Source organism: Veillonella sp. 3_1_44, from assembly GCF_000163715.1.
Taxonomy (GTDB): domain Bacteria; phylum Bacillota; class Negativicutes; order Veillonellales; family Veillonellaceae; genus Veillonella; species Veillonella parvula_A.
Genome location: NZ_GG770201.1, coordinates 365,190 through 389,441, shown reverse-complemented (window position 1 = coordinate 389,441; position 24,252 = coordinate 365,190). Strand labels below are relative to the sequence as shown.

Genomic DNA, 24,252 nt, shown 5'->3' with positions numbered 1-24,252 from the left:
AATGACGACTGGTTCATCGTAGACCGGGTAAAAGAACTCATTTTTTACCGTGGACTCGTTGATATTCTTTTTCCCAGTCGACGTCTTCGTCCTTTCTCGAATTTTTTCGAGACACGCCTCTAGCATTGCTGTTACATTTGCTTGCTCCAAAATCCTTTTGCACCTCCTGCTTTAGATTCCCTGCCGTGACAGTTTCAACATACTTGATACTATTACCGCCATTATCCGCTGTGGTATTAATAGCAACAATGACTCGATCTTTGCCGTATGATTCAACTAGATCATCTAACCGCTCTTTAATAGTAGGCGATACAACTCCAATTGATTTCATATACAATTCGTAAATGGGTTTGTTTTTTACTCCATCATCGTCAAACATAGATAGAGGATTTTCATCTTCGCGTGCGCGCGTATCTCTCTCTATATTATTTTCTTTTCTTTTCTTTTCTTTTATTAGTTGATTTTGTTGAACATGTGTTAAATTTTGTTGAACATGTGTTAAATTTTGTTTTTTTGCTTTGCGAGACTCCGCACTTTTAAGGCCTGCCAACCTACGTTTTTCGCGGATAGTTTCCTCTTTCACCTTTTTAAATTCAAATCTTCGAATTAAGCTTGGCGACCAAAAATATTCGTCATCACAGTCCAATAATTCGTAGTCATGAATCAACAAATAAATTAACAAAAATGAACAAAATGAACACATTGAATTTTGTTCCAACACGTGTTGATTTTTGTTGAACACTTGTTGAACACTTGTTAAAATTTGTTCATTATTCATCCTTAACTCATTATCCAAAGCGACGAATGTATATTTTTTTAGTGGCAATTTATAGTCATCTGCTGCGGCTAATTTTTCAATCAATATCCACCACCAGGCATATGAAATCATTCCTAATTCTGAAATCATAGCAGCGATTTTAGGATCATTACTCGCATTGATGTCATGACTAAAGTAGTATGATTGATTTTTCGCCATATCTATCACTCTTCACTGTCATTAAATAAATTATCCTGGGCTCGACGTCCCATAATAAACTTTATGCACTCATCGATCAAGTCTTGAACGGAGATAGCGAATGTAGAGTCTGCATATTCAACATTTAACCAGTCTGTTTTGAACTTGAATTCGTTAGGAGTGTTCATATCAGATACGATGCCTTCAACACCAACCTGGTTAATAAGACCTTCAATGTCGCCATACTTAAATTTAAATGTGTTTACCAAAAACGGAATTTTAAATTCTTCCAGAAATTCGAAGTTCTTCTTCACAATAGACTGCAGTTTGCTAAACGCTTGTAGGAGTTCAGGACGCGGATCATCTTTAGATTTTAGCGTGAATACATCCGTAAGGCCTGTGGCAGATGGCTTCTGATAAGCAATACTGATGTCGTTATCTTTAATTTGAATTGACTTAATAATCATAAGGGGCTCCTTTCTTGCTCTACGATTACTAATTTACCAGTAGCAGCTTGAACCGCTCGTTTGAATGTTTCTGCATCTGAGTTATTATCTGATAAATGTAGTAGCCGTATGTCTTGGCACTTAGTTAGGTCCATAGATTTGAGGAATTTAATTACATTTTCTAGTGAAAAATGAGATTGGATTAACCGTTCCATTCGCTTTTCATCAAGGTAACCGGCTTCTACATGTTGATTTAGAATTTCATAGGAATGGTTACATTCAACCATGATATGATTCACATCTTTAAATGTGTACCGACAATAATAGGTGTCAGTAATGTATAGAAGCTTTTCCTCTCCATCAGAAATTAGAAATCCAATATTAGGAACGTCATGTTCTAACTCAAATGGTAGAATGCTAAAATTACCTATCGTAAATTGAATCTTAGGCGTAATATAGATTGCTTTATGATGCCCTGCTACATATAATGCATCCGCAGTATCTTTTAACATATACACACGATGTCCTAGCTTTAATAGATCATTTACAGCCTTGCTGTGGTCTCCGTGTTGATGCGTAAGTAACGTGCCACATAGGTGTAGGAAGTTAAAGCGACAATACCGTTGAATTTCTTTAAATGATAATCCTGCATCAAGCAATAGTTCATCGCCATTTGTTGAGGTTTTGATTCGGTAGCAGTTACCTTTCGAACTACTACCGAATACTTGAATACTAATCACAATTAATCACCGAACATATTGACTGCTTCGCCAGTTTCAGGATTAACGAACTCACTGACAGGGCTAGGTTCTATGTCAATGGCTTCAGAATTTGCATTATTAGCGATTGTTTCTGCTACATCTGATTGAACATCGATAGTTTCACCTTCGAAATCAGGGGTGAGCTCGCCATTATTATCACGAAGGACGGCGCCGTCTACAGAGATTGCATTAGCCATGCTCTGCATTTCGACTGATAGAATGCCATATTTACTTAACAAGCGCTTAAGTACTGTTTTGATGGCCATTGCGTCAAAATCAGTTTTCCAAAGGCCAAAACCCCTTTTGTATGTTTGGGAATACTTTATAGCATGTGCTTCAGCATCTTCTTTAGACATATATAAATACTTTTCAAAGCCATTAATGAGTTTGAAATAAGCGATGTAGCCAACTACATTATCACCAGTTCGCTCGCCTAATTCGAATTCGCCTGTGAGTTTGTTATGGTGTTTAATTTCGCCTTCGTAGATTTCACTAGCATTAATAGTCTTATATTGACCTGTGCGCATGGCCAACTGGATATACCCTTTGTATCCCATTTGAAATTGAGCTTCATTAATTTTCTTCTTGCTATTGTAGAAAGGAACAATGTAAGCAAACCCCAGATTTTGGTTAATTGGAAGATCCAAAGTGGCCGCCATCACACCTGCAGTAATAACTGTAGTAGGGTCAGCTTTAGATAAAAGTTCATTATTGTTAGATACAGAAATCAAGCTAGACACAAAGGCTGCTGATTTTTTACCCAAGATTTCATTAAAACGTTTCTTTACCGACTCACTAGACACCATAGTTTTAAGAGATGGTGTTTGAGTTTGTGCTTTTGTTACTTCGCCCATTATGTACCTCCTATGCCACGTTTTCGCATACAGCGTGGATATCTAAATTAGATAAAATATTATGAATTTCTAAACGGCCCTTTTGAGTCCATTTAGTTGTGATTTTAGAATCTAAGCGACCATCACTTCTGCAGAATGTAAAGGTTTCGGATTTAGTGAAGCCTTTTGACATATGCTGTTTGTAGAGAATCCATTGATCACCAACCTTGCGTTGTAGTCCTGCTTCATGCAAGATTTTATTTAGCTCTTGAGCGCTCATGCCGTAGTCAGCGGCAATCTGGGTGATAGTTAAGCACGATTTACTAGACAATATTTTGTCCACGTAATCCTTAACCGGTTTAAATTCTGCTATCTGCTGTTCTTGCTGAGCAACAATAGCTTTGGTAGCATTGTGCGACTCCACCTCATTAGCATAGGCTCTAAGAGCTTCAGGTAATGACTTTGGAATGTTCATGCTATAAGCACCAGTCTTACGAATTTGAGGAATCACTTCCGACGTAATCCATCGTTTAAATTGTTTTGCCGTTGGTAGTTTACTGGATAGTACCAGGGAATAAAGTCCGCTTTCATTAATCAAAATTGTTTCTTTATTTTGATTGCCATCAAACACCATTGTCTTTGTTCTATCTTCTTCATCAGTGTGTCGGTTTACATCTCGACTACCGTTTTGGTACCCGAGAGTATCAGCGACATCTTTTGCTACAAACCACAATTCATTATCTTTTTCTAAAATACGAACTTGGCCAAATGTATCATTATTAAAAATTTGTAAGTCAGTCATACCTATACCTCCTTAACGACCAGTTGAGGTTCTGATTCATCAACGATCAATTTAATTGTTTGGCTATTAACAGGAATAAAGTCAGTAACAGCTTCGGCATTATCAATAAACACAGGAGCATTAACTTTAAAATAGCTAGTCAATGCATTGATAATATCCAGGCCTACATTAATGCGTGCTGCATTATTCATGCTGCGGTATGGCACCCCTTTATAGGTAGTTTCGCAACATTCTTCAACGTTGCCATTCAACATAACGTTGAACATTTTGAAACGAGCTAGTTTAAACCTTGTATTAATGCTTTCTTCCAACATGTTAACTTTGGCTTTTACGAACTCATCCATAAGATATGATGCTTCATCGAGTTTATTCTTTTCGGCAACAAGTTTTTGTTGTTGATTTTCTAATTCGATAACACGATTTTCAATATCATCAATCAATTTGAATTTATTCAATTCAGTCTCGAGATTTGCTTTTTTAGATTTCAAAGAAGAAAGTTCATCCTCAAGTCTTGCAAGCTCTTCAGTGTCTGCACCTGGTTCCTCTTCAATCTCAAGTAAAAATAATTGTGCTTTTAAATCGGTATACGTAGGATCATCTTCGACATTAGGTTCAGAACATGCCTCATATTCTTCGTGTTTAATATCTCGCTCCTTGCTTTGTAGGGTAATGTCATCTATTAAGCCGTCAGCTTTTGATATCATAGTTTTTTGCTGCTCTTCGTAGTTTTCTTTTAACTTAGCAGCACTATCGATAAGGCCTTTCCATTCTTCAAGCTTTTTAGATTTATTAGCGTTAAATTCTGCCTCGAGTTTTTCCTGTTTATCCGCCGGCAATTGCTGCCCGCAAGTAGGGCAAGACTCTTTACTAAACTGCTGAGAGTTAAATGTGTCGAATTCAGACGTTAGAGTTTCGATGCGTTTGGCTTCTCGCTCAATTTCTTTATTAAGCTCGTTGCTTCTATCCATGCATCTATCTCTTTCAGCTTCAGTCGCCTTCAATTTAGATAGTGACGTTTCGTATTCGCTACGCAAATGTTGTTTGCGTTTATGGTAATCGGATAGTATGTCTGAACGTCTGACATCTAATTGACGATTAATGTCACGAATTTTAGACTGCTTTTCTGTAGCACTAAAACCGTTTTTAATAATGGCCTTTTGTTTTTCAACATCATCAATGCCAGTTGATAAAGTTTTAATATCACTGATTAGTTTATCTTTATCAGCCATAACTTCAGGTTTATTTCGCACAGCTTCATCAATACGAACCGGAATCATATCAAGTTCTTTATTAATAGCTGTTTTCTTGCTGGCAATAACTTTACGTTGATCATCAACCGTCCGACCATCTAATAACTCTGCTAAACGTTTTAAGTCTTCACGGCTATTGATTACAGCAGCATCATCAATGTCGCCACACATTTCCAAGAGTAACTTACGGCGATTTTGCCAGGAATACGTTTCGTTAAAATACAAAGGATTAGTAATCAATTTGAAGATGCTTTCATCAACAAGCGAACTAACCATTTCTTTGTATTCTTTTTCTTTTTTAGGGACACCATCGACAAAATAATCTGTCGTATGACCTGTGAGGGTAACTTCGCCACCACGAGGGGATGAATACTTTTCACGATACACACGCTTAAGTTCAACTGTACCCCCTTCGTCCAAAGTAAAGGTACCTGTTACTTCATGATTAACTTTATGAACTGGCTCACCAGCTTCAAGCGTTTTAATCTCAAAGTCTGCCCTGTCCAGGCTATCTTTCCCGAACAGCAACCAACATACTGAGTCGAACACAGTAGTTTTCCCAGTGGCATTATCACCACGGATTACAACATCGCCATTAAGATTTATGGCAAAGGACTTTAGCCCTTTAAAATTTAGTAATTCTAATTTTGTGAGTTTCATATTATTCTCCTATACAACAGTGGCATCCACATCGATGGTGTGCGGCTCAATCTGTAATTGATTGGCCCATTGCATGACCGTCGAGTGAATTTTATTATTTTGTTTTAGCTGCGTATTTGCAAATAACTTCGCTTGCACTAAATGGTTAAATTTGGGCTGCCCTTTTTTTACTTTTTCTCCTGTGGTCAGTTCTAAGCAGGCCACAGGATTCATATCATCATCAGTAACAACTACAATCGCCGTCTGTCCTTGCATGACACGGCCACGATAAGAGCCCACACAATTTTTTAATTGTTTTCCAACCGTCATCAAATCAGCTGCAGTCTTAGGAACCATGAAGTGCATTCCGTTCACGTCAGCCTGTAATTGAGGTTGAGCAGGCAATATTACATCTCCGTACTCTTGCTTGTTAAACAAATTGATAAGTTCATCGTGGAACTGTTTTAGCTTGAATCGCTTTTCCCATAAAACATCCTGGTATTTTGGTCCTAGTTTTACGTACATATCAACGCAATCTGCTATATCACGGATATCCTCACCAAGTAACCACCGCAATATAGCAGGTTCATCGAAGCGTTCGATTAGTTTTTGCCACATATCTCTAGAATGAGGTGTATTTAGCTTCATAGCCTTACGAAAATCGTTAGCGTTATGAAGCTTGCCAGTATATGGGCAAGCACTTTCATAGCTGCGTTGGAGTGTAAGAATAGTACGTCTGCAGTTTTCGTCACCGAATAGATTGAGGACATCAGACATAATCACACTTAATGGATCATCAACCATACACTTTCGTAATGCTCTGCTATTGGGTGATTTATACGACTGTCTAAGCGCTGCTTGAAAGTTCATACCCTTTCTTGTAGCTGTTAACACATCCTCTTCAAATGGAATATTGGTGTATCGATACATGCTATAAGCATTAGTCCAATACCCGTACTGCCTCATTAGACTCACAATACTAGGCATATCCGGTGCAGATAATTTCAAAATCATGTTGAGTAACATTGTGAAGTGATAGCCGTTTTCTTCAGTGGCGCTAGGTGACACATATATATCCTTAGCCCCATAGCTATATGTTTCTTTCAATCGTTTTTCAAACATAACTCTTAAAGCTTTAAATGTTTTATTTAAAAACTTTCGATTAAAGTCTGTCATGGCATATGAATCACCAAAGAATTTAAGCACAGGCATAATCTCGTTCTCACGAATATAATCAACAGTGAGTTCGTGGCGAACTCTAAATCTATCAATGTATGTAGCTTTACGTTTTTTAAAGTCGAATCGCAATGTTTCCGTGCACATTCCGTGGTCATTTTTTCTACCATCAAAGAAAAGCTGTATACCTTGGTATCTAATCTTTAAATCTAAAAAATATTTATAGTTGATAACTTCTACATATGCTGTCACAGGATATACTTTCTCATCATTAATGGAATAGCAAATCTTATGATCGTAGGGATTGGATGATAGATGGCAGTTTGGACAAGTATAATATTTAGCACCAGTTACATATCCATTGTGATAGGAATACTTACGCTGCCAGCTACCGCCAAATGTAAATCCACAATCGAGATGGCAAATAGTTGTATACTCCGCACCGTAAGGAGCCTCTAGGATTACGCTATCGAACATTTTGTGAATATAGGTGCTGGATACAATCTCCACAGTGAATTCCCCCTTTAATCACCAAACATAGCAAAGAGGTCAGCGTTTTCTTCTGCACTAGTCTCAACCATTGGCGGTGTTTCATCTGTAGCTGGCTCATTAACTGGTGCAGAATCTTTACTTGTTTTGGTTTTACGAGTGCGCTTTGGCTTTTCTTCCTTTGCCACATCTTCCGCTTTTTCTTTAGAAGCAGCTGCCTTAGGAGGCTCTACCACATCAAAGGCTTTTACAATTGCATTAGATGCTTTCATGACACCTTCTGTATACGCTATACCTGCTTGGTATTCTTCAGCATTACCAGGGTCCACTTCAATGGCCTTAAGTAATACGTCTAATGACTTTTTACATATATCAGCTTGCGCTTTGAATTGTTGCTTAGCCATATTTAAGCCTCCTTCTCTGCCATGATGGATTTTAAATCGGTGATAAGGTCATCCGTTAAAGAGTCGCTAGACGGACGAGTAACACCGTGCTTGCTAAAAACAGCAATCGCCTTTTTAGCCTTTACACCATCCTCACCCATCCATGCACGGAATTCTTTATAAAAGGCTTTTTTATCTACAGGTTCAGTGACAACGTCTAATTCTGTATCTTGTTGAGGAGTTTCTACCGGAGCAGCCTCTTCAGTTTTTGTTGCTTTAGCAGGTTCAGTGTCTGCTACTGGTTTAACCTTATCTTCTTTTTTTAGTTTTATTGGATTGCCTTCGAAGTCTGTCACATGAAAGTCTTGTGTTTGTTCTGATTTAGCGACTTTATTTGGTGCTTTTTCTTCTTTCACTTCAGCTTTTTCAACCTTCACCACTTTAGGCTCGACCTTAGATGTTACAGCCTCTACATCAATAGTTTCACAAACTGTTCCCGCAGGAGCTTTACCATCATGGCAATTACCGCAGCATTGATGATTAAGTCGTTCATTCCAATCTGCAACTTGTACTGCTAGATCGTCTAATGTATTGAATTTAATAGTTAAGATATTTTGATTTTCCATGATAGTTTCTCCTTTAGAATTTAAACAGTAATTCATCATCAACTAATTTCCCTTCCACAATTTTGGGAATTCCAATCTCCTGGAGTTTACGAATTACACTGTGACTTTTAGATATATAAATAGTATTTCTTTCAATTTGTACTGCTGTTGGTTTAATTACATATGGCTCTGTTGCAAGCGCAGGCGCCACACAAATGACTTTATTGTTAATATCTATACCAACTTTGAAATATTCCGGGCCTTTTAATTTCCTGTAAGCCGGCATTGAAAGTTTGATATAGCTATTTGTAGACACTATCGCTACCTTTTGTAATGATTCGTGTTTGCCCCTGTTATCTGCAAAGAAATTAAAATCAAATGCATTTGCAGCAGGTTTAGATTTTATTGCTTTTATTTCAGGCATTTTATCTCCTCTCAAAATTTAAATAGCAACTCTAATGTCCCGTTTTCATCATTCACGGCCCCTTCAATGTTTTTAGTAATTCCCAATTCTCTGAGCTCGGCCAGAACGATACGGGATGTTGAAATTAATACTTTTGAATGTTTAAGTTCATGTGTTTTTGGATAAATAGCACCCTTAATGTTTTCTTTAGTAACTGGTAAAACATGAATTTCACGATCCGCCTTATCGATTCCAACTCTAAGGCCGATAGGTTGCCCTAGTGCTTTATAAGCGTCAATGCTTAATCCGCATGCGGAACCCCACATGTTAAATCGTATCTTCGGAGGGTACCGGCCCGTTCTATTAAAGAAATCAAAATCTATATTTTTATTAACAGTTGGCATAGTAGCCTCCTTATGTGTTACAATTTAACTAGGTTAATTTAATTTGTGCTCGTATCTCATTGCCGTGAGTGCGAGCATTTTTACTTTTACGGCGAACATGTTCATCGTGGCAATGTTTGCATACTCTAATTGCCTTACGATTAGTCTCGTCATAAATGTAGTTATGAGTGTGTGGAATTAACCTAACTCCACATTTCGTACATGTTCGAACCGGACGTCTCATCGTATTAGTACCCAAACCAGACCGCCATAAAACATAATGCAAACGGCCATCACAACAAGAATAAATAACACACCAATCACATCAATATCGTCCATAATGCTCATCCTCCTTAAATGATTTATAAAGAATAGCTACTGCTGATACAACGCATAAAAGCAACAGTAGCATAGTCGATGAGTGCAACTCGTACCCTTGCACATCTGAGCCTTCTAAAATTCCAAAACATGTGGCCAACATGATGCCTGCTAATTTTTTCATTTTTTCACTCTCCTATTCTTGCTTGGCATCGTTTCCCTAGCCATGCATTAAACGAATCTAAATGGATCAATCGTTTACCTCCTCGGGCCCCTATCTTCATCGACGGAAAATCAAAGTCAGCCGCCCATTGACGAATCACATCTTGAGGAACGCTTGCTAGTTCAGCAGCCTCAGCGACTGTTATGCATAATTTATTCCTGTCCACAATAATCCTCCTTTATATCTTCTTTATAGATGTTCATAAAATTTTCATGAATATTTTGCGTATTCTTAAATAATTGTTTGTATAATCACCTTGAAAGGAGGTGATTATAATGAAATTCAAAATGCCGGTTGCCCCATTTAAAAATATGTCTGAATTATTTACTGTAATACGAAATAATAAAGTAATCGCTGACAAAGTGTATGGATTTTTCTGTTCTAGTAAATATCCAAACTCCATTCAAACATTAGAATTTTCAGATATAATAGAAGGCGATATCTTGGTTCATAACAAAAAGAACTACCATGTTATAGATGTAAAACCTTTGGGAATGACTGATGGCGCCATTTTAAAATATGAAACAGACTATCAGCGTGCTCATAAACGCTCTAATGCAACCAATATATTTAACATTGGCACTATAAATGGAAATTCTATAATTGGTTCACAAGAAAATGTTTCAATTTCTATAGATCAATCCATAAATTCAATTTCAAATCTAATTGACAATGATAAAAATATATCTATGGAAGAAAAAGAAGCGTTTAGAAAAATGCTCCATTTGCTAGAAACAAACTTAAGTAATGATATTCCCGTGCCAAAAGGTCTATTATCAAAATTTTCTAATGTGCTCCACAAGCATCAACATATTGCTATCGCAGTTATGCAGATGCTATTTACTTTTGTCACTGCCCAGAGCAAATAATTCATCTATATCTTTTGCACATTTATTTTGAATTGATAAGGCTAATTGATAAATTAATGATGCGTCTTTCCAAACAGATAATTTATTATTTTGTGATTCTTCTAGATTAGTTAGTGCATCAGATAACACAATTATTTTGTCAGATAACTCCATGATTATTTGTGGATCATCCACTTGTTTTTGCAACTCCGTCAATAGTTCCAGCTGTTGGCGGAGTATTTTAATATGTTTTTCCTCTTTCATTTAATGCCCCTCGCTACTGCCACTAACTTTGTTGGTGGCTTATATGTTTTGCCAATTTATGAGTTTTTAACCGTAGAGCTAAATCAGTTGTTGGTGTTGTACATATTTTCTCCTTTGTTAATTAAATATTTATCTTCACCTCCCGTTCATGTATAATTTTGATGAAAGGGAGTGATATAAATGAATAGTTTACAAATCACAAAAATTTGTAAAATACTAGGTGAGTTATTAACTGGACAAGAAATAACAATAATGTTTGCTAATTTAGGTATTAACTGTGAACTTCCTGATATCGATACAAAATGGAAACGTATTTATAATGGAGTCGCTAATGAATGTAATAAGAACAATTCCTACGATCCAATGATAAAAATAATTGAATACATTATGTCTCCGTCACTCTTCGTAGAAAGACAAAATGATTTTACTGATGCATTAGATTCATTAAATACACTTTTAAGTTTTATCGGGCTTAAACTTCTTCCTACAGGAAAGGTAATAAAAGTAACCCCTGCAACAACGCTAGACGAGGCTACCGAGGTTGTAAGTCGATTGAAAGCAGATCTGCATAGATTTTCAATTCATCCTCAGATACTTGCGTTCTGTAGACCTGAAATTATTTCAGAAAATCTATTCCATTTGATATTTGAATCTTGTAAATGCCTATTAGCAGAATTGCGCTCTATATCAGGATTAGATTTAGATGGGAGTACTCTAGTAAATCGATGTTTTGAAGGTTCGAATCCGATAATCGTTATGAATAGATTTCAAACTGATGATGAAAAATCAGATCACAATGGTCTCCGTTCGTTGCTAAATGCAATTGTTTATCTATACAGGAATCCCAAAGCACATACACCCAAATACCTAAGTAATGATACTTATCAATCAACTATTGAGGCATTAATTATTATTTCCAGAGCACGATATGCGCTCGAAAAGTGTGTCAGAAATTATACTCATAAGATTAATTGATTCTGCATTAACAAGATTTGCAGCCCCGTCTAAAAATATTTTTAATTTCGACTCAATGCCAGGTATATACATATCTGCATCGTCCCGATTTAAAAATATCAATCCATCTTTGATGCTACGTGATAGATTGCCGTTCAGGTCTATTACGTAGTATTTTTTATTGTCGAATTGTGTTGACAACAAAACTACTTCTTTGATTCATCTCTCCTCCTTTCTTGCAATATGTTGAATTTAATTCAACGCTTAGCTAAAAAAAATAGAATCTCGTTCATCCGGCGTAAGGTTTAATGATTCACATATAGTGATAATTTCGCTATTCTTGAACTCATTTTTACCAGAGATTTTCATTGCTAATCCGTATGGCGATATGCCTAATCGTTCAGCTAAAACCTTTTTCTTTATGCCGGTATCATAAATCTTGCGAGACAGCATTTTGCCGTTAAACCCCAACATTATCACCTCCTTTTTGTTGAAATATTTTCTACAGTCATATATTAGCATCATGTAGAAAAAATGTCAACATTTTTATATGAAAAAGTAAAAAAATGTTGAAATTTAAGAACTTATTATATATACTATATTCAAGGAGGACTTTTAATATGAATAAGACCATTTACGACAGAATTAGAGAGAGGCGGATACAATTGGGGCTATCACAAGAAGATTTAGCTATAAAAATGGGATATAAATCCAGGTCAACTATAAATAAAATAGAGTCTGGAGCTGTAGATATAGCGAGAAATAAAATTGAAAAATTTGCTGAAGTATTAAATACGACCCCAGCATATCTAATGGACTGGAATGACACTCCTAAAGAGTACTATATAGATCCGGAGGTATCAAAATACGCACAAGCGGTAAAAGATAATCCGAACTTACGAATCTTATTTGATGCTAGCAAGGATATGTCTAAGGATGATATAGATTTTGTAGTTAATATGATTGAGGGATTAAAGAAAAGAGAAGGCAAATAACATGGCAAATTATGAAAATATAATAAATTCATGTGTTCGTGAAATGCAAGCTATGTCATTTATCGTTTCTAGCATTTCCATCTTGCTCGCATTATTAATATATTACTTTACACAGAATGGATATATTTCTTTGATGTTACCTATTACTGTTAACGGTATTTTTTTGATGATTTTTACAAATCAAGTGCAAAAAAACATGCGTAAAAAATTCCATGTATCGTGATATAAAATATCCCTACGAAGGGGCTGATTCCGTGAACATTAATTTAATCTATGTAAAATTACGTAAAACTCAAACTGCCATTCTAAAACTAAATGAGGATGGTACGTATACTATCCTCGTCAATAGCAACAAGCCACGAGATATGCAACGCAAGGGGATATTGCATGAATTAGGGCATATTATACACGATGATATGTATAGTATCGCTAATGTTGATTTAATTGAACGCATGGCCAATGCAAGGGAAGTTGACGATGTAGATGGTATTAATTTTTATCATCATGTCTTATGACAAAAGGAGCGGACATTATGTTTGATGCTTATAAAATCATTGCTATTGAAAACGAAACCACAGTATTAATTAATTATGGCCTAAACGACGGTGCCAAGGAGGGCGATGTTTTGCGAATAATTGAACCTGGTGAAGACTTAATTATAGATGGCGTAAACTACGGAGCGTATGACGGTATAAAAGCTGTTATTGAAATTACAGCCCCTTATGCTCAATTCTCTGTATGTCAGCGCATTGTTAGACGTACTAGCACTCTATTTAGTCCGGTATCTGTACTTCAAAAAACTATTGCTCGAACCGTCCCATTAAATGTCAATAAAGATGATATTTCTGACAATCTTTCCGCACCTACAATAACGCCTATAAAGATAGGTGATACTGTTTTACTCACAAGAGAATAAGTATTGAAAACTTATTTTATATGATGTATACTAATGATAGTGAACTGTCCCTTTCCACATTGCGTGACTGTTGGACACTGGAGCCCTTGCTATCATTGGTAGCAGGGCTCCTTTTATTATATAGGAGGCTGAATTTTGATAATTTATGACAAGCCTTTTAAAACTTACGAGCAACAAATTGAATTATTACGTACTAGAAATCTAAACATAAGCAATCAAGAATTTGCGATTCATGCTTTAGATACAATATCTTATTATGATCTAATTAATCGGTACCAAAAACATTTTATACCGGACGGAGAGCATTTTATTGAAGGTACTACTATAGAACAATTATATAGCCTTTCTATGTTTGACAGATCTATACAAGCATTCATTTTAAAGTATAGTATGTTTATTGAAAATATATTTAAAACAAAACTAGCTTACACTTTATCTAGAGATTTTGGTGTAGATATGTCAGTGTATTTAGCAAAGTCAAAATATAAAGAGTCTTATCAAAATCCTAATAATGTATTGACGTTTGACGCTGTTCAACTCGAATGTTTCAAAACAAGAAATGATGATAAAATCGCAAACAACCCTACTTTATATTATCGTGAACACCATAACCACATTCCACCGTGGATACTATTAAAGAACCTATCATTTAGTAATTCTATTAATCTCTTTAAACTGTTAAAGAACGCCCAACGCGACGACGTTGTAAACGAATTGTTGCCTAACGAACCTGACAGGATAATTCCACTTAACGATAAAACTAATTTTATTATTTGCGCATTAGAGGCCATTAGAGTGTTTCGAAATGCAGCAGCGCATAATCTTGATTTCACTGCGCTTAGAACTGATGAGACACGAAAAATCCCTTCTAGTACATTGTCAAAATGTTTACCCGGAAAAATTTTAATAAAGAAAAAAAAGAAGAAGATCGAGAAAAACGAAAAAGTATATCTTAAGGGTGTATATGGTGTAATGTTATCGATGATGGTTTTACTAAAAACTGATTATCTTAAAAAACAATTTATTGTCGACTTCTTATCTGTATTTAATGGTATTGACGAGGGCGACCGGGAAATAAGGCCTTTTTTATTTCAGTGTTATGCGAACATCGCAGACATGCCGGCAGATACACAGAATAGATTTTTAATCTATCTGGGGCAAACGTAGAAAACCCCGCCTCTCTCTTATACAAAAAAATAAGCCCTCACCGCAGTGAGGGCTACTAAAAACTACATACCTTAGAGGTACTTCATTTTTACTCCAATAACATTATACCACAAAACCTCTAAGGCTTATTTCTTATACCCAAATTTAAGCCAAGGAGGTTATTTTTATGGCTAAAAAAAGATCCGATGGCCGCTACCAGGTATCGAAGATGATAAACGGTAAGCGTAAATACTTTTATGGCAGCACAAAGAAAGCTGCTGCTGAAGCTATGGAGAAATACGTAAATGCTAATCAATCATGTGCCAATTTCGATGACACGATCTCATTAAATACCTGGATTAATATATGGCTACAATTAAAAGAAAAGAGTATAACACCAGCTACCTATCAAAGTTATACTGGCATCATTAATCGTTATATTAGAGACAAAATAGGTGGCGTAAAGCTGGCTGAGATTAAACCAAATACATTACGGTATGTCTTTGAATCTATGGATGGTTTATCCTCTCGAACTATATCCTACACCATGACAATACTGAGCTCGATATTAGAACAGGCTGTAAAGGATGATATCATCCCTAAAAATTACATGAAAAATATAGACAGACCAAAACATGTTAAAGTCCGCCATATGGTAACGTTGTCTGCAGATGAAGTTAAGAATTTTTTATCTAATATATCTAATTCTGAGCATCATGCATTGTTTAAATTAGCATTTGCAACCGGTATGCGGCGCTCTGAATTACTAGGCCTAAGATGGTCTGATATCGACTTTAAGAAATCGACCATATCCATTTCACAAACAGCACTCAAAATCGGATCAACTGCAGTTATATCAAATACAACTAAAACTACATCATCAAAACGGATAATAGCCATTGATACGGATACAATCCAAGAGCTTATGAAGCATAAAACAACCATAGATAAGCGGCGAATTAAGACCATGAACTGGATAAATAATAATCTAGTATTCCCTGGTATTAAAGGTGCTCCTCGCTGTCCTGATGAAGTTAGCAAGTTATGCAAGAAATACGCCAATTTGATTGGCAAGCCAACTTTTACCATGCATGGCACCAGACATACTCACGCCACTCTTCTTATCGAAAATGGAGCAAATATGAAAGCCATACAGGAACGCCTAGGCCATGCTTCGTTTCAAGAAACAATGGATACTTACTCTCACGTCACGCCTAAAATGGAAGATGATATCGTGGAACGCATCTCTAAAATATTCTGATGTCAAAATGATGTCAAACCACATAAGACTTTATGATGTCAAACAAAAATAAGGGCTTGCAGAATTACCTGTAAGCCCTTATTTTATTAGCTTGGTGCGGTTGGCGGGACTTGAACCCGCACGAGCGTTAGCTCACCACCCCCTCAAGATGGCGTGTCTGCCATTCCACCACAACCGCATGGAATACAAATGGTGCCTCAGGACAGAATCGAACTGTCGACACACGGATTTTCAGTCCGTTGCTCTACCAACTGAGCTACCGAGGCATGATTTTTTGTAAAAAAAAATGGCGACCCCGATCAGATTTGAACTGACGATCTTCGCCGTGACAGGGCGACATGTTAACCGCTACACCACGGGGCCGCGTATCAACTCGCGTTGACTACTTGTACATAATATCATGGATTTTAGAGCAATGCAACTATTTTTTTAAAAAATATTATTACAAATCTATGAAAATAATTGATTATATTTGATAATCGTTATTTTATAGCTTTTATAAAAGTATCTCTATATTATATTACAGGAATCCACCCTTTATCGTCATAATTCGTCAGTTTTCGTAATAGTACAATTTTCTCTCTAAGCTATAATAGGTATACCCTTTACTAGAAATCATCCTATTCTTTACTCAATATGCTACAATATGTATATATTCAGTATGAAAATGCCTCTATAGAAACATGAAAGGATTCGCTGTGAATAAGTTCAATTCAAAAGGTGTTATTATCGCTCTTATCATAGCTATTGTAGGAGCGATGGCCGCAGCATGGTATTTCTTATGGTATGTACCACATACACCAGCCTACACATTAAAAATCATTCACCAAGCAGTACAAGATAAAGATGCAGACGAAGCATTACGCCACATAGATATAAAATCCATTGTAAAAAACATTGTAGAACGAGAAGGCAATAAATATGTCGATACATCTACCCCACTTGGTAAAGCTACAATAGCAGCTACCAAAACATTTGGACCAGCTCTTATCGAAGACGTAATACGAACATATATCGAAGATCCTGACAGCTTTAAATCTGAATCACCTACCAATAATACCACTACAGCAAATGATGATAATAAGTCTATGGTAGATCGTCTTGTAGAAGGTCGCCTATTTAAGGAACATGATGTAGAGGTTAAAAACCTAAAGTCAGAAGATAATGGTGATAAGGCTACTGTAACTGTAACAATACAAAATAATAAAAAGAATATGACAAAAGATATAAAAGTTTTGATGCGTCATTTAGGAGATGGAACATGGGTAATTTACGATATTCCTGATATTGAAGACCTATATACTATCACTAGAAAATAAATATCTTTGTCTTTTCTAACATTTTAAATTGCAGATCTTAGAAAACGTAAAAAAGAGCTATGTCGTTTTTCTAGATGAGCCATTTACATTGTAAAACTAACAAAGGACAGTATCTACTGAAAAGTATATACTGTCCTTTTATTATCCTATGGTCTTAACAATCGTAAGTTCTCTTGTAGGACGAAATTATACACAACTTAATTAGCAAATATAACTAAATCCATTGAAATGAGATTTTATCTATCAAAATCTACAATAGCCAAGGTTACAGTCACTTGTGAGATAAGACGTTGTGCATCATCTATCATATCAAAGCGCCATACGTGGGATGTTTTGCCTTTCACTAGTAGTGTTCCTAAGGCTGTTAAAGTTCCTTCGCATGTTACAGGACGCAAGTGATTCGCAGTTATAGACTGACCTACTCCAAATTTATGAGAGCCTACCAGCTCATTGCTCATCATACCTGCAATAATTTCTGCAAAAGCTAATGTAGCACCACCATTTAAATAGCCTTGCGGTTGTTCATGAAATTCATTTAAATTCATTTTTGCAATACATGTAGTATCGCTCGTCATACGAGGTACATCGATTTGTAAGGATTCAATTAGATTCATAGTGTTCGTTTCTCCATACAATAAGTTTCTAGCCGGTCATCAAAAACTGTTACACCTAGTCCATCACCATCAGGGACCTGCATAACACCATTTTTAAAGGTTAAATCTGGGAATATAAGATCTTGTTCAAAATATCGACTTGAATCGGATAAATCTCCTGCCATATAAGAATCTCCTAAAGCGGCTAGCTGAACATGAAGCATTTTAGAAACCCCTGACTCTACCATGCTACCAATCCAATATGGAATATGACGTTCTCTACATAGATTAATAGCTGCTTTTGTTGGAATAAGCCCCCCCATGCGCCCTACTTTTATATTAAGCACATCAATCAAACCATATTCGATAGCATAGGACAAATCATCATATCCTAAAATGGACTCATCCAAACAAATTGGCGTATAGATTTTCCAATCACCATGATTAAGACGCTCCCACTTCCAATCTTTATAAGATTGAAGGTTTGCCATCGCAAAGGGCTCTTCAATACAAGCTAGACCTAAATCATCATACTGACGGACCTTATCTATTTCTTGATATGAATAGCTTCGATTTGCATCAGCCGCTAAAACTAAATCCGGATACTGTTTGCGAACTAAAGCTACGCGTTCATAACCATCTACAGGATTTACCTTTAATTTAATCCGCTTACAACCATTTACTACATGATGCGCTACAACATCAAGTAATTGGTCTATCGGCACATCACCGACAACGACACCACTTTCAATAGTCTCTTGTAAAGGTTGATCCATAATATAAGAAACAGAATTTACACCTATCCGTTCGCAATGAAGATGAATGAGTGCATTTTCTAGAGCCGCAATAGCCATAGGCATATTGTCTCGATTGAGCCAAAATTGTAATTGTCGTACATAGGTCATCAGTGGCTTAGGTCGCATCAAGCGCAGATTAAAGATATAATCATCAACTAAGGTTTTCCAACAAGTTTCTACGGTCTCAAATGTATAGAATGGCTCTGTGAAAGCTACGCATTCCCCATATCCTACATACCCTTGTTGGTCTTCAATGCGAACAACGATAGTCTCTCTTTCTTTCACCTCGCCCTTGGCAGTCTTAAAATTGAACTTCAGTGGCAATTTAAGGCGATATGTAGTTATACTTTTAAAGTTTAAAATATCATTCATAGGCGCCTCAATTTTCAAATTTCAGTTTATTACGCAATATTTTGCCAGTTCCATTTCGAGGCAATGCAGTTAATACTTTTACATATTTTGGAATCTTATATTTTGCTAAAGAGTTCGTCATAAAGGCTAGAATATCCTCTGGTGGTAGACTTTTACCATCATGAAAGGCCACAAAGAGTGCTGGCACTTGTCCCCATTTAGCATCAGGTACAGGCACAACGACACATTCCTTTACCGATGGCAACGTATAGACCAAATCCTCTAGTTCTTTAGGGTAAATATTTTCACCCCCAGAAATGATAAGATCTTTACGGCGATTCAAAATATAAACGAAACCGTCCTCATCGATGTAACCAATATCATCTGTATTAAAGTCTCCATCGATAGGTTCCTTGTTGATATAACCAGTCATAACCATAGGGCCCGTCAAATGAATTTCGCCTACCCCATCCGCATCAGGGTTATCGATGCGAACCTGCATGCCAGGCAATGGCTTACCTACAGATTCTCGTTTATGAGGATACTCCAATACAGAGAAGGTCACGCTTTGACTAAAGGTTTCCGTCATGCCGTAGGTCTTATAGATAGGCAAAGATTTCTTTTCACAAGCATCGATTAGCGCCAGGGGAATGAATTCTCCACCGAGCAAGATAACACGTAACACATGGTGCGTAATATGCGGCTCTAATTGAGTCAGAATGGTAGGCACTAAGGACATCATATTGATTTGCTCAGATTCTATGAGCTTTAGAACTTGAGCTTCATCATATTTAGGCAAAATAGTGACAGCCGTCCCATTATAAAGAGACCTCATCAAGATAGATAAACCACTTACATGAAACAGAGGTAGTACCATTAGCCAATTATCCTGCTCTGTTTTCCCTAGTACCTCTTGGGATGCTTGTACATGAGCTTTAATTTGCCCCCATCGAAGCGGTACAGACTTAAATTGCCCCGTAGTAGCGCTCGTATTCATGATAACAGCTATGTCTGCGTCCGCAAAGGTCCAATCAAAGAAGTCCTCGACCGCTAAATCCGATAGAATACTTTCTAGAGTTTCAAACTCAATTGTAACAATTGAATTAGAAGCCTCCGAATCAACGAAATGAGATAATTGATTACGTCGTTCTTTACTATGTAATACGGTGGTAACACCTAATTGATCCAATTGGTTTTCTATTTCCTTTAGCTTAAGATGTACATTAAGTAAAAGTACCTCTTTATGAACTAGCATAGCAGCCAACACATACATTGCCATGGTCACAGAGTTATCAGACAAGATAGCCACACGAGATGCGTCTAAAGGCACTAAATTACGAGCTACATGGAGTACACCACGGTATATATCGTTATAGGTATATTCATTTATACATTTACGATTAGGGTAGTGCTGTGCACCATAACGTAACCACTCCATCATCTCACCTCGTATCTAAACCTAATCACTAATAAGTAATCACTAATTACCAATAAATAGTAAATAATAAGTAAAAACTAAAAAAATAATAATTGAAATATGATAAATAAAGAAATATTACAAGAAAGGCGCCTCCTATAGAGGCGCACTTGTCGTTTTAACCGTTAATATAGTCCGTCATATAGGACTATATCGACTCCCAATTAAGGGAATTTAGGGAATTGTTTGAAGTTAGGTTTCCGTTTTTCTTTGAACGCGTCACGACCTTCTTTCGCTTCATCAATTGTATAGTACATCAATGTAGCGTCCCCTGCGAATTGTTGTAAACCTGCAAGGCCATCTGTGTCGGCATTGAAAGCGCCTTTCAACATGCGCAAAGCCATTGGAGATAATTCAAGGATTTCGCTACACCATTGAACTGTTTCTTCTTCCAATTTGTCAAATGGTACCACAGTATTAACCATGCCCATTTCATACGCTTGAGCTGCTGTGTATTGACGGCACAAGAACCATACTTCGCGTGCGCGTTTGTGACCAATCATGCGAGCCAAATAACCTGCACCGTAACCAGCGTCGAAGGAACCTACACGAGGACCAGTTTGACCGAATTTAGCATTTTCAGAAGCGATTGTAAGGTCACATACGATGTGTAACACATGACCGCCACCGATAGCATAACCATTAACCATTGCAATAACAGGTTTAGGGATGACGCGAATTAAGCGTTGTAAATCGAGAACGTTCAAGCGAGGCACATTGTCTTCACCTACATAACCACCGTGACCACGTACGCTTTGGTCACCGCCGGAGCAGAATGCCTCTTTATCTTCGCCCTTACCGTGGTTAGCACCAGTCAATACGATTACGCCTACTTCGTTATCTTCACGAGCTACTGTGAAAGCATCAATTAGCTCCATTACCGTTTTAGGACGGAATGCGTTGCGCACTTCTGGCCGGTTAATAGTAATCTTTGCAATGCCATTATATGTTTCGTAAATTACATCTTCATAATTACGATCCAATACTTTCCAATCAAATTTGCTCATGGACTTAACCTTTCTTCTGTAAAAAATCCAATACCGCTTGTTCAAAAATTTGCGGTTTTTCTATATGTACATTATGCCCCGCCCCGTTGACGATGACATGATTAAAACTTGGCAACTTGCCAAATACGTCTCTTCCTATTGTAGTATATTTTGTATCTAATGCGCCACTCACATATAAACCTTTAACAGAGAATTTTTTTAATTTATCCCCTACATAAGGCATTACGCCCTGCCCTGACCCACGCAACGTACAAGCTAATGCATATGGGCTATTATTGGAACGACGTAGATAGATTAATTCTTCTACCCCCTCTGAAAGCTGTTTTTGACTCTCAAAAATAGGTACTTCCGCCCATCGTGCAGCAAACCAAGCACCATCATGCTCTTCGATATGAGCTGCTAAGTCTTCATCCGCCTTGCGGCGTGCTGCTCGCTCAGCGTCAGAAGCGATGCCTACCGAGCCACTTTCAAGAATAAGACCTTTGATTTCACGTTCATACTCCAACGCATAGGAAAGTGCAATACGAGCACCCATGGAATAGCCCATGAGGTAATAGCTTTCACCAACCATGTAATAGATAACTGTGTGTAAGTCCTTTATCATTTGAGGAATGGTGTAAGCCTGATTCTCATCAGGAATATCTGAATCGCCATGTCCGATTAAATCAATACGAACCACTCGATACCCCGGCAGATTAATAGAATCCCAAGTATAGCTTGATTCAGAGAAGCCGTGGAAACATACAATAGGTTCCCCTTCACCTACCACAGTCAAACCGTAGCGATACTCTCCCAAGTCAAAATACATGCGCTGAGCTGGATTACACAAAGCATTATCTACAATACTGCAAAAATACTGACTCATAGTAATGCCTCCATATCAACTGAAACTTTTGTATATTTCCTATGTAACTGACGACTATATTCCCGGTCTGTTGGTATTTCAATAATATGAACGCCAGATTCCTCGCTAACTTTAGCTAATACAGGGACCAATTCATCAGGACTAGAGATTTTAGTGTACCCACAGCCATAGAGTTTAGCAGCCCCACTATAATCTAAACCTTGTGACGTAGAGAACAAATAATCAAAATATTTCGTTCCCTTTTGCGGTAAATATTCAAAAATACCGCCTCCATCGTTATTATGCAAAATAATCGTCAAATTGAGATTGTGCGTTTTAGCGACCGCTAAACCGTTTAGATCATGGAATAAAGACAAATCACCCGTTACGAGATATGTAGGCTGATGATTCGTTGCAAGTCCAAGCGCAGTGGAAACTGTACCATCGATACCATTAACACCACGATTACCGTAAAGAACGGCATCTGACTCCCCAGAAAACCAAAAGTAATCAAAGTCGCGAACGGTCATGCTATTCGCCACAAGTACTTGGCTATTGTCAGGAATATGCTGTTGCAACTCGCGTATCGTGCGTCCTTCAAAGCAACTTGGTTCTTCTATAGCTGTACTTAGTTGAGCTTTACCAGCTACTTCTAAACGTTTCCATCTATTAAGATATGCATTAGATTCGTTCTTTACAGCGAACAAATGCGTAAACATATCGATGCTTGCTTGCATATGCATGGTGGTTTTCCCCGTTGGATTCATCGAGTCCATCGTGGGATTTATCTCAATATATTCCACATTATCCCAACTTGCCACCATTTGCTGTACCCGTTTCGATACAACGATTTGGCCAAACTGAATCACGCAATCTGGCTTTAGTACAGGCCATAGGTCTTTATCCGCTAAAAACGCATCATACGTAGAAATGACAACATCAGAGAAATGTTTTTTCTGAATCATATCTGTATCATTGTTACGATTGCTAGCAACTTCATGATTGGCAACAATAGCACCAGTCTTATGACAGCGTCTTACATTGGACAATGGATCCGCCAAGATAGGAGCTTGTAAATTCTCCGCAAAGGAATGAATAAACTCAACTTCATCTACATCAATTTGTGGGCCAGCTAAAATAAGGACTCTCTTATACTGTGCAAGCAATAGACTTCTATTCTGATAGCTAAACACCTCGCCGTAATTAGGTTTAAATACTTTGTAAGGGCTACGTCCCGCTTCAAAGTGCTTACGGTCCAGTTCAGGCACTAATGGCTCAAAGAGGGGTACATTGATATGCACTGGCCCCTTTTTGATATCCATAGCTTTCATATATGCCTTGCGCGCTACTTGTCGTGGATATGTGTAATAATGTTCCTTTTGAGGCACCGCTAATTCTTCATAATAGTTTACAGCTGTACCAAAGATTTTTTGTTGATCTACTGTTTGTGGAGCCCCTGTATGTAGCAAGGTATAAGGTCTATCGGCAGACAATACAATAAGAGGTACCCCACTATATTGAGCCTCTAAAATAGCGGGCAAATAATGAGCCACTGCGGAACCGGATGTACAAACTAACACAGTTGGTTCTTTATGAGCCTTTGCAATGCCAAGCGCCATAAAGCTAGCAGAGCGCTCATCTATATTCATATATGTTTCAAAGCCTTCATACTCCGTGAAAAGCATAGCCATCGTCGTAGAACGAGAACCAGGGCTAAACACAGCATGCCGGACTCCGAGTTGGTAAAACTCATCTACCAAGGCAGCAATATATTCGTTCATTATATTCCCTTTCAACAACTTCTAAGGGTTTGG

30 protein-coding genes and 3 tRNA genes are annotated in these 24,252 nt (G+C 37.3%); 9 read left to right on the top strand and 24 right to left on the bottom strand.

Features of this window, described 5'->3' with window-relative positions:
• Positions 1-37 precede the first annotated feature (37 nt).
• The 13 genes from HMPREF0873_RS08425 to HMPREF0873_RS08370 all read right to left on the bottom strand — a co-directional run bounded on the left by HMPREF0873_RS08425 (position 38) and on the right by HMPREF0873_RS08370 (position 9,832).
• A complete protein-coding gene (locus HMPREF0873_RS08425) occupies positions 38-976 on the bottom strand; it encodes a Lin1244/Lin1753 domain-containing protein (protein ID WP_008715522.1) in 939 nt (312 codons plus the stop codon).
• A 5-nt stretch (positions 977-981) separates the two neighbouring features.
• Positions 982-1,422, bottom strand: coding sequence for a hypothetical protein (locus tag HMPREF0873_RS08420; protein WP_008715520.1), 441 nt, complete (start codon positions 1,420-1,422; stop codon positions 982-984).
• Positions 1,419-2,141 carry an MBL fold metallo-hydrolase gene (locus HMPREF0873_RS08415; RefSeq protein ID WP_008715518.1) on the bottom strand — a complete coding sequence of 241 codons (723 nt, stop codon included), beginning with the start codon at positions 2,139-2,141 and terminating at the stop codon, positions 1,419-1,421. Before HMPREF0873_RS08415 ends, HMPREF0873_RS08420 begins: the two co-directional genes overlap by 4 nt.
• Before the next feature lie 2 nt (positions 2,142-2,143).
• Positions 2,144-3,016, bottom strand: coding sequence for a recombinase RecT (locus HMPREF0873_RS08410; RefSeq protein ID WP_008715515.1), 873 nt, complete (start codon positions 3,014-3,016; stop codon positions 2,144-2,146).
• A gap of 10 nt (positions 3,017-3,026) precedes the next feature.
• Positions 3,027-3,797, bottom strand: a complete 771-nt coding sequence (locus HMPREF0873_RS08405; RefSeq protein ID WP_008715513.1) for a phage antirepressor KilAC domain-containing protein — start codon at positions 3,795-3,797, stop codon at positions 3,027-3,029.
• Positions 3,798-3,799: 2 nt separating this feature from the next.
• Entirely contained in the window at positions 3,800-5,707 is a 1,908-nt protein-coding gene (locus HMPREF0873_RS08400; RefSeq protein ID WP_008715511.1) for a hypothetical protein, read from the bottom strand.
• Between the two features lie 9 nt (positions 5,708-5,716).
• A complete protein-coding gene (locus tag HMPREF0873_RS08395) occupies positions 5,717-7,372 on the bottom strand; it encodes a PcfJ domain-containing protein (protein ID WP_008715509.1) in 1,656 nt (551 codons plus the stop codon).
• Between the two features lie 14 nt (positions 7,373-7,386).
• Complete coding sequence (locus tag HMPREF0873_RS08390; protein ID WP_008715507.1) at positions 7,387-7,755, bottom strand: hypothetical protein; 369 nt, start codon at positions 7,753-7,755, stop codon at positions 7,387-7,389.
• Between the two features lie 2 nt (positions 7,756-7,757).
• A complete protein-coding gene (locus tag HMPREF0873_RS08385; RefSeq protein ID WP_038125807.1) occupies positions 7,758-8,360 on the bottom strand; it encodes a hypothetical protein in 603 nt (200 codons plus the stop codon).
• Between the two features lie 13 nt (positions 8,361-8,373).
• Positions 8,374-8,763: a hypothetical protein gene (locus HMPREF0873_RS08380; RefSeq protein WP_008715502.1), complete on the bottom strand. Its 390-nt coding sequence runs from the start codon at positions 8,761-8,763 to the stop codon at positions 8,374-8,376.
• Positions 8,764-8,774: 11 nt separating this feature from the next.
• Complete coding sequence (locus HMPREF0873_RS08375; protein WP_008715500.1) at positions 8,775-9,146, bottom strand: hypothetical protein; 372 nt, start codon at positions 9,144-9,146, stop codon at positions 8,775-8,777.
• A gap of 304 nt (positions 9,147-9,450) precedes the next feature.
• A complete protein-coding gene (locus tag HMPREF0873_RS09970; protein WP_008715498.1) occupies positions 9,451-9,627 on the bottom strand; it encodes a hypothetical protein in 177 nt (58 codons plus the stop codon).
• Positions 9,628-9,631: 4 nt separating this feature from the next.
• Positions 9,632-9,832, bottom strand: a complete 201-nt coding sequence (locus tag HMPREF0873_RS08370; RefSeq protein ID WP_008715497.1) for a helix-turn-helix domain-containing protein — start codon at positions 9,830-9,832, stop codon at positions 9,632-9,634.
• A gap of 109 nt (positions 9,833-9,941) precedes the next feature.
• Between HMPREF0873_RS08370 and HMPREF0873_RS08365 the strand changes: the two genes are divergently transcribed.
• Positions 9,942-10,535 (top strand): hypothetical protein, encoded by a 594-nt coding sequence (locus HMPREF0873_RS08365; protein WP_038125804.1) that lies wholly within the window; start codon positions 9,942-9,944, stop codon positions 10,533-10,535.
• On the opposite strand, the gene HMPREF0873_RS08360 is transcribed toward HMPREF0873_RS08365, so the two are convergent.
• On the bottom strand, positions 10,503-10,778 hold the full coding sequence (locus HMPREF0873_RS08360) for a hypothetical protein (protein ID WP_008715492.1): 276 nt from the start codon (positions 10,776-10,778) through the stop codon (positions 10,503-10,505). The two genes, HMPREF0873_RS08365 and HMPREF0873_RS08360, sit on opposite strands and share 33 nt — an antisense overlap.
• A gap of 180 nt (positions 10,779-10,958) precedes the next feature.
• Between HMPREF0873_RS08360 and HMPREF0873_RS08355 the strand changes: the two genes are divergently transcribed.
• Positions 10,959-11,753, top strand: coding sequence for a TIGR02391 family protein (locus HMPREF0873_RS08355; RefSeq protein ID WP_008715490.1), 795 nt, complete (start codon positions 10,959-10,961; stop codon positions 11,751-11,753).
• A gap of 243 nt (positions 11,754-11,996) precedes the next feature.
• Here HMPREF0873_RS08355 and HMPREF0873_RS08350 read toward each other — a convergent pair whose 3' ends face one another.
• Complete coding sequence (locus HMPREF0873_RS08350; protein WP_071985148.1) at positions 11,997-12,206, bottom strand: helix-turn-helix transcriptional regulator; 210 nt, start codon at positions 12,204-12,206, stop codon at positions 11,997-11,999.
• A 146-nt stretch (positions 12,207-12,352) separates the two neighbouring features.
• Here HMPREF0873_RS08350 and HMPREF0873_RS08345 point away from each other — a divergent pair, with 146 nt between their 5' ends.
• From HMPREF0873_RS08345 to HMPREF0873_RS08320, 6 genes are all read left to right on the top strand, one after another.
• The gene (locus HMPREF0873_RS08345) at positions 12,353-12,727 is read left to right on the top strand and encodes a helix-turn-helix domain-containing protein (RefSeq protein WP_038125803.1); all 375 of its coding nucleotides are present in this window, start codon (positions 12,353-12,355) and stop codon (positions 12,725-12,727) included.
• A gap of 1 nt (position 12,728) precedes the next feature.
• Positions 12,729-12,950 carry a hypothetical protein gene (locus HMPREF0873_RS08340; RefSeq protein ID WP_008715486.1) on the top strand — a complete coding sequence of 74 codons (222 nt, stop codon included), beginning with the start codon at positions 12,729-12,731 and terminating at the stop codon, positions 12,948-12,950.
• 31 nt (positions 12,951-12,981) lie between these two features.
• Positions 12,982-13,242, top strand: coding sequence for an ImmA/IrrE family metallo-endopeptidase (locus tag HMPREF0873_RS08335; RefSeq protein ID WP_038125802.1), 261 nt, complete (start codon positions 12,982-12,984; stop codon positions 13,240-13,242).
• A 17-nt stretch (positions 13,243-13,259) separates the two neighbouring features.
• Positions 13,260-13,643: a hypothetical protein gene (locus HMPREF0873_RS08330; RefSeq protein ID WP_156778342.1), complete on the top strand. Its 384-nt coding sequence runs from the start codon at positions 13,260-13,262 to the stop codon at positions 13,641-13,643.
• A gap of 135 nt (positions 13,644-13,778) precedes the next feature.
• Positions 13,779-14,810, top strand: coding sequence for an Abi family protein (locus HMPREF0873_RS08325; RefSeq protein WP_008715479.1), 1,032 nt, complete (start codon positions 13,779-13,781; stop codon positions 14,808-14,810).
• Between the two features lie 166 nt (positions 14,811-14,976).
• A complete protein-coding gene (locus HMPREF0873_RS08320) occupies positions 14,977-16,050 on the top strand; it encodes a site-specific integrase (protein WP_008715477.1) in 1,074 nt (357 codons plus the stop codon).
• 92 nt (positions 16,051-16,142) lie between these two features.
• Here the strand turns inward: HMPREF0873_RS08320 and HMPREF0873_RS08315 are convergent.
• From HMPREF0873_RS08315 to HMPREF0873_RS08305, 3 genes are all read right to left on the bottom strand, one after another.
• Positions 16,143-16,228 (bottom strand) — tRNA-Leu (locus HMPREF0873_RS08315).
• Positions 16,229-16,240: 12 nt separating this feature from the next.
• Positions 16,241-16,316: transfer RNA gene (locus HMPREF0873_RS08310), tRNA-Phe, on the bottom strand.
• A 21-nt stretch (positions 16,317-16,337) separates the two neighbouring features.
• Positions 16,338-16,413, bottom strand: a tRNA-Asp gene (locus HMPREF0873_RS08305).
• 320 nt (positions 16,414-16,733) lie between these two features.
• Between HMPREF0873_RS08305 and HMPREF0873_RS08300 the strand changes: the two genes are divergently transcribed.
• Entirely contained in the window at positions 16,734-17,369 is a 636-nt protein-coding gene (locus HMPREF0873_RS08300; RefSeq protein WP_008602793.1) for a hypothetical protein, read from the top strand.
• 236 nt (positions 17,370-17,605) lie between these two features.
• Here HMPREF0873_RS08300 and HMPREF0873_RS08295 read toward each other — a convergent pair whose 3' ends face one another.
• The 6 genes from HMPREF0873_RS08295 to menD all read right to left on the bottom strand — a co-directional run bounded on the left by HMPREF0873_RS08295 (position 17,606) and on the right by menD (position 24,219).
• A complete protein-coding gene (locus tag HMPREF0873_RS08295; protein WP_038125800.1) occupies positions 17,606-17,983 on the bottom strand; it encodes a PaaI family thioesterase in 378 nt (125 codons plus the stop codon).
• A complete protein-coding gene (menC, locus tag HMPREF0873_RS08290; RefSeq protein ID WP_008715474.1) occupies positions 17,980-19,131 on the bottom strand; it encodes an o-succinylbenzoate synthase in 1,152 nt (383 codons plus the stop codon). The genes HMPREF0873_RS08295 and menC overlap by 4 nt, the downstream gene beginning before the upstream one ends.
• Positions 19,132-19,138: 7 nt before the next feature.
• Entirely contained in the window at positions 19,139-20,551 is a 1,413-nt protein-coding gene (gene menE, locus HMPREF0873_RS08285; RefSeq protein WP_038125799.1) for an o-succinylbenzoate--CoA ligase, read from the bottom strand.
• A gap of 200 nt (positions 20,552-20,751) precedes the next feature.
• Positions 20,752-21,594 (bottom strand): 1,4-dihydroxy-2-naphthoyl-CoA synthase, encoded by an 843-nt coding sequence (gene menB / locus HMPREF0873_RS08280; RefSeq protein ID WP_004693709.1) that lies wholly within the window; start codon positions 21,592-21,594, stop codon positions 20,752-20,754.
• A 4-nt stretch (positions 21,595-21,598) separates the two neighbouring features.
• Positions 21,599-22,459: a 2-succinyl-6-hydroxy-2,4-cyclohexadiene-1-carboxylate synthase gene (gene menH, locus HMPREF0873_RS08275; protein WP_008715469.1), complete on the bottom strand. Its 861-nt coding sequence runs from the start codon at positions 22,457-22,459 to the stop codon at positions 21,599-21,601.
• Complete coding sequence (gene menD, locus HMPREF0873_RS08270; RefSeq protein ID WP_008715467.1) at positions 22,456-24,219, bottom strand: 2-succinyl-5-enolpyruvyl-6-hydroxy-3-cyclohexene-1-carboxylic-acid synthase; 1,764 nt, start codon at positions 24,217-24,219, stop codon at positions 22,456-22,458. The genes menH and menD overlap by 4 nt, the downstream gene beginning before the upstream one ends.
• Between the last annotated feature and the right edge of the window lie 33 nt (positions 24,220-24,252).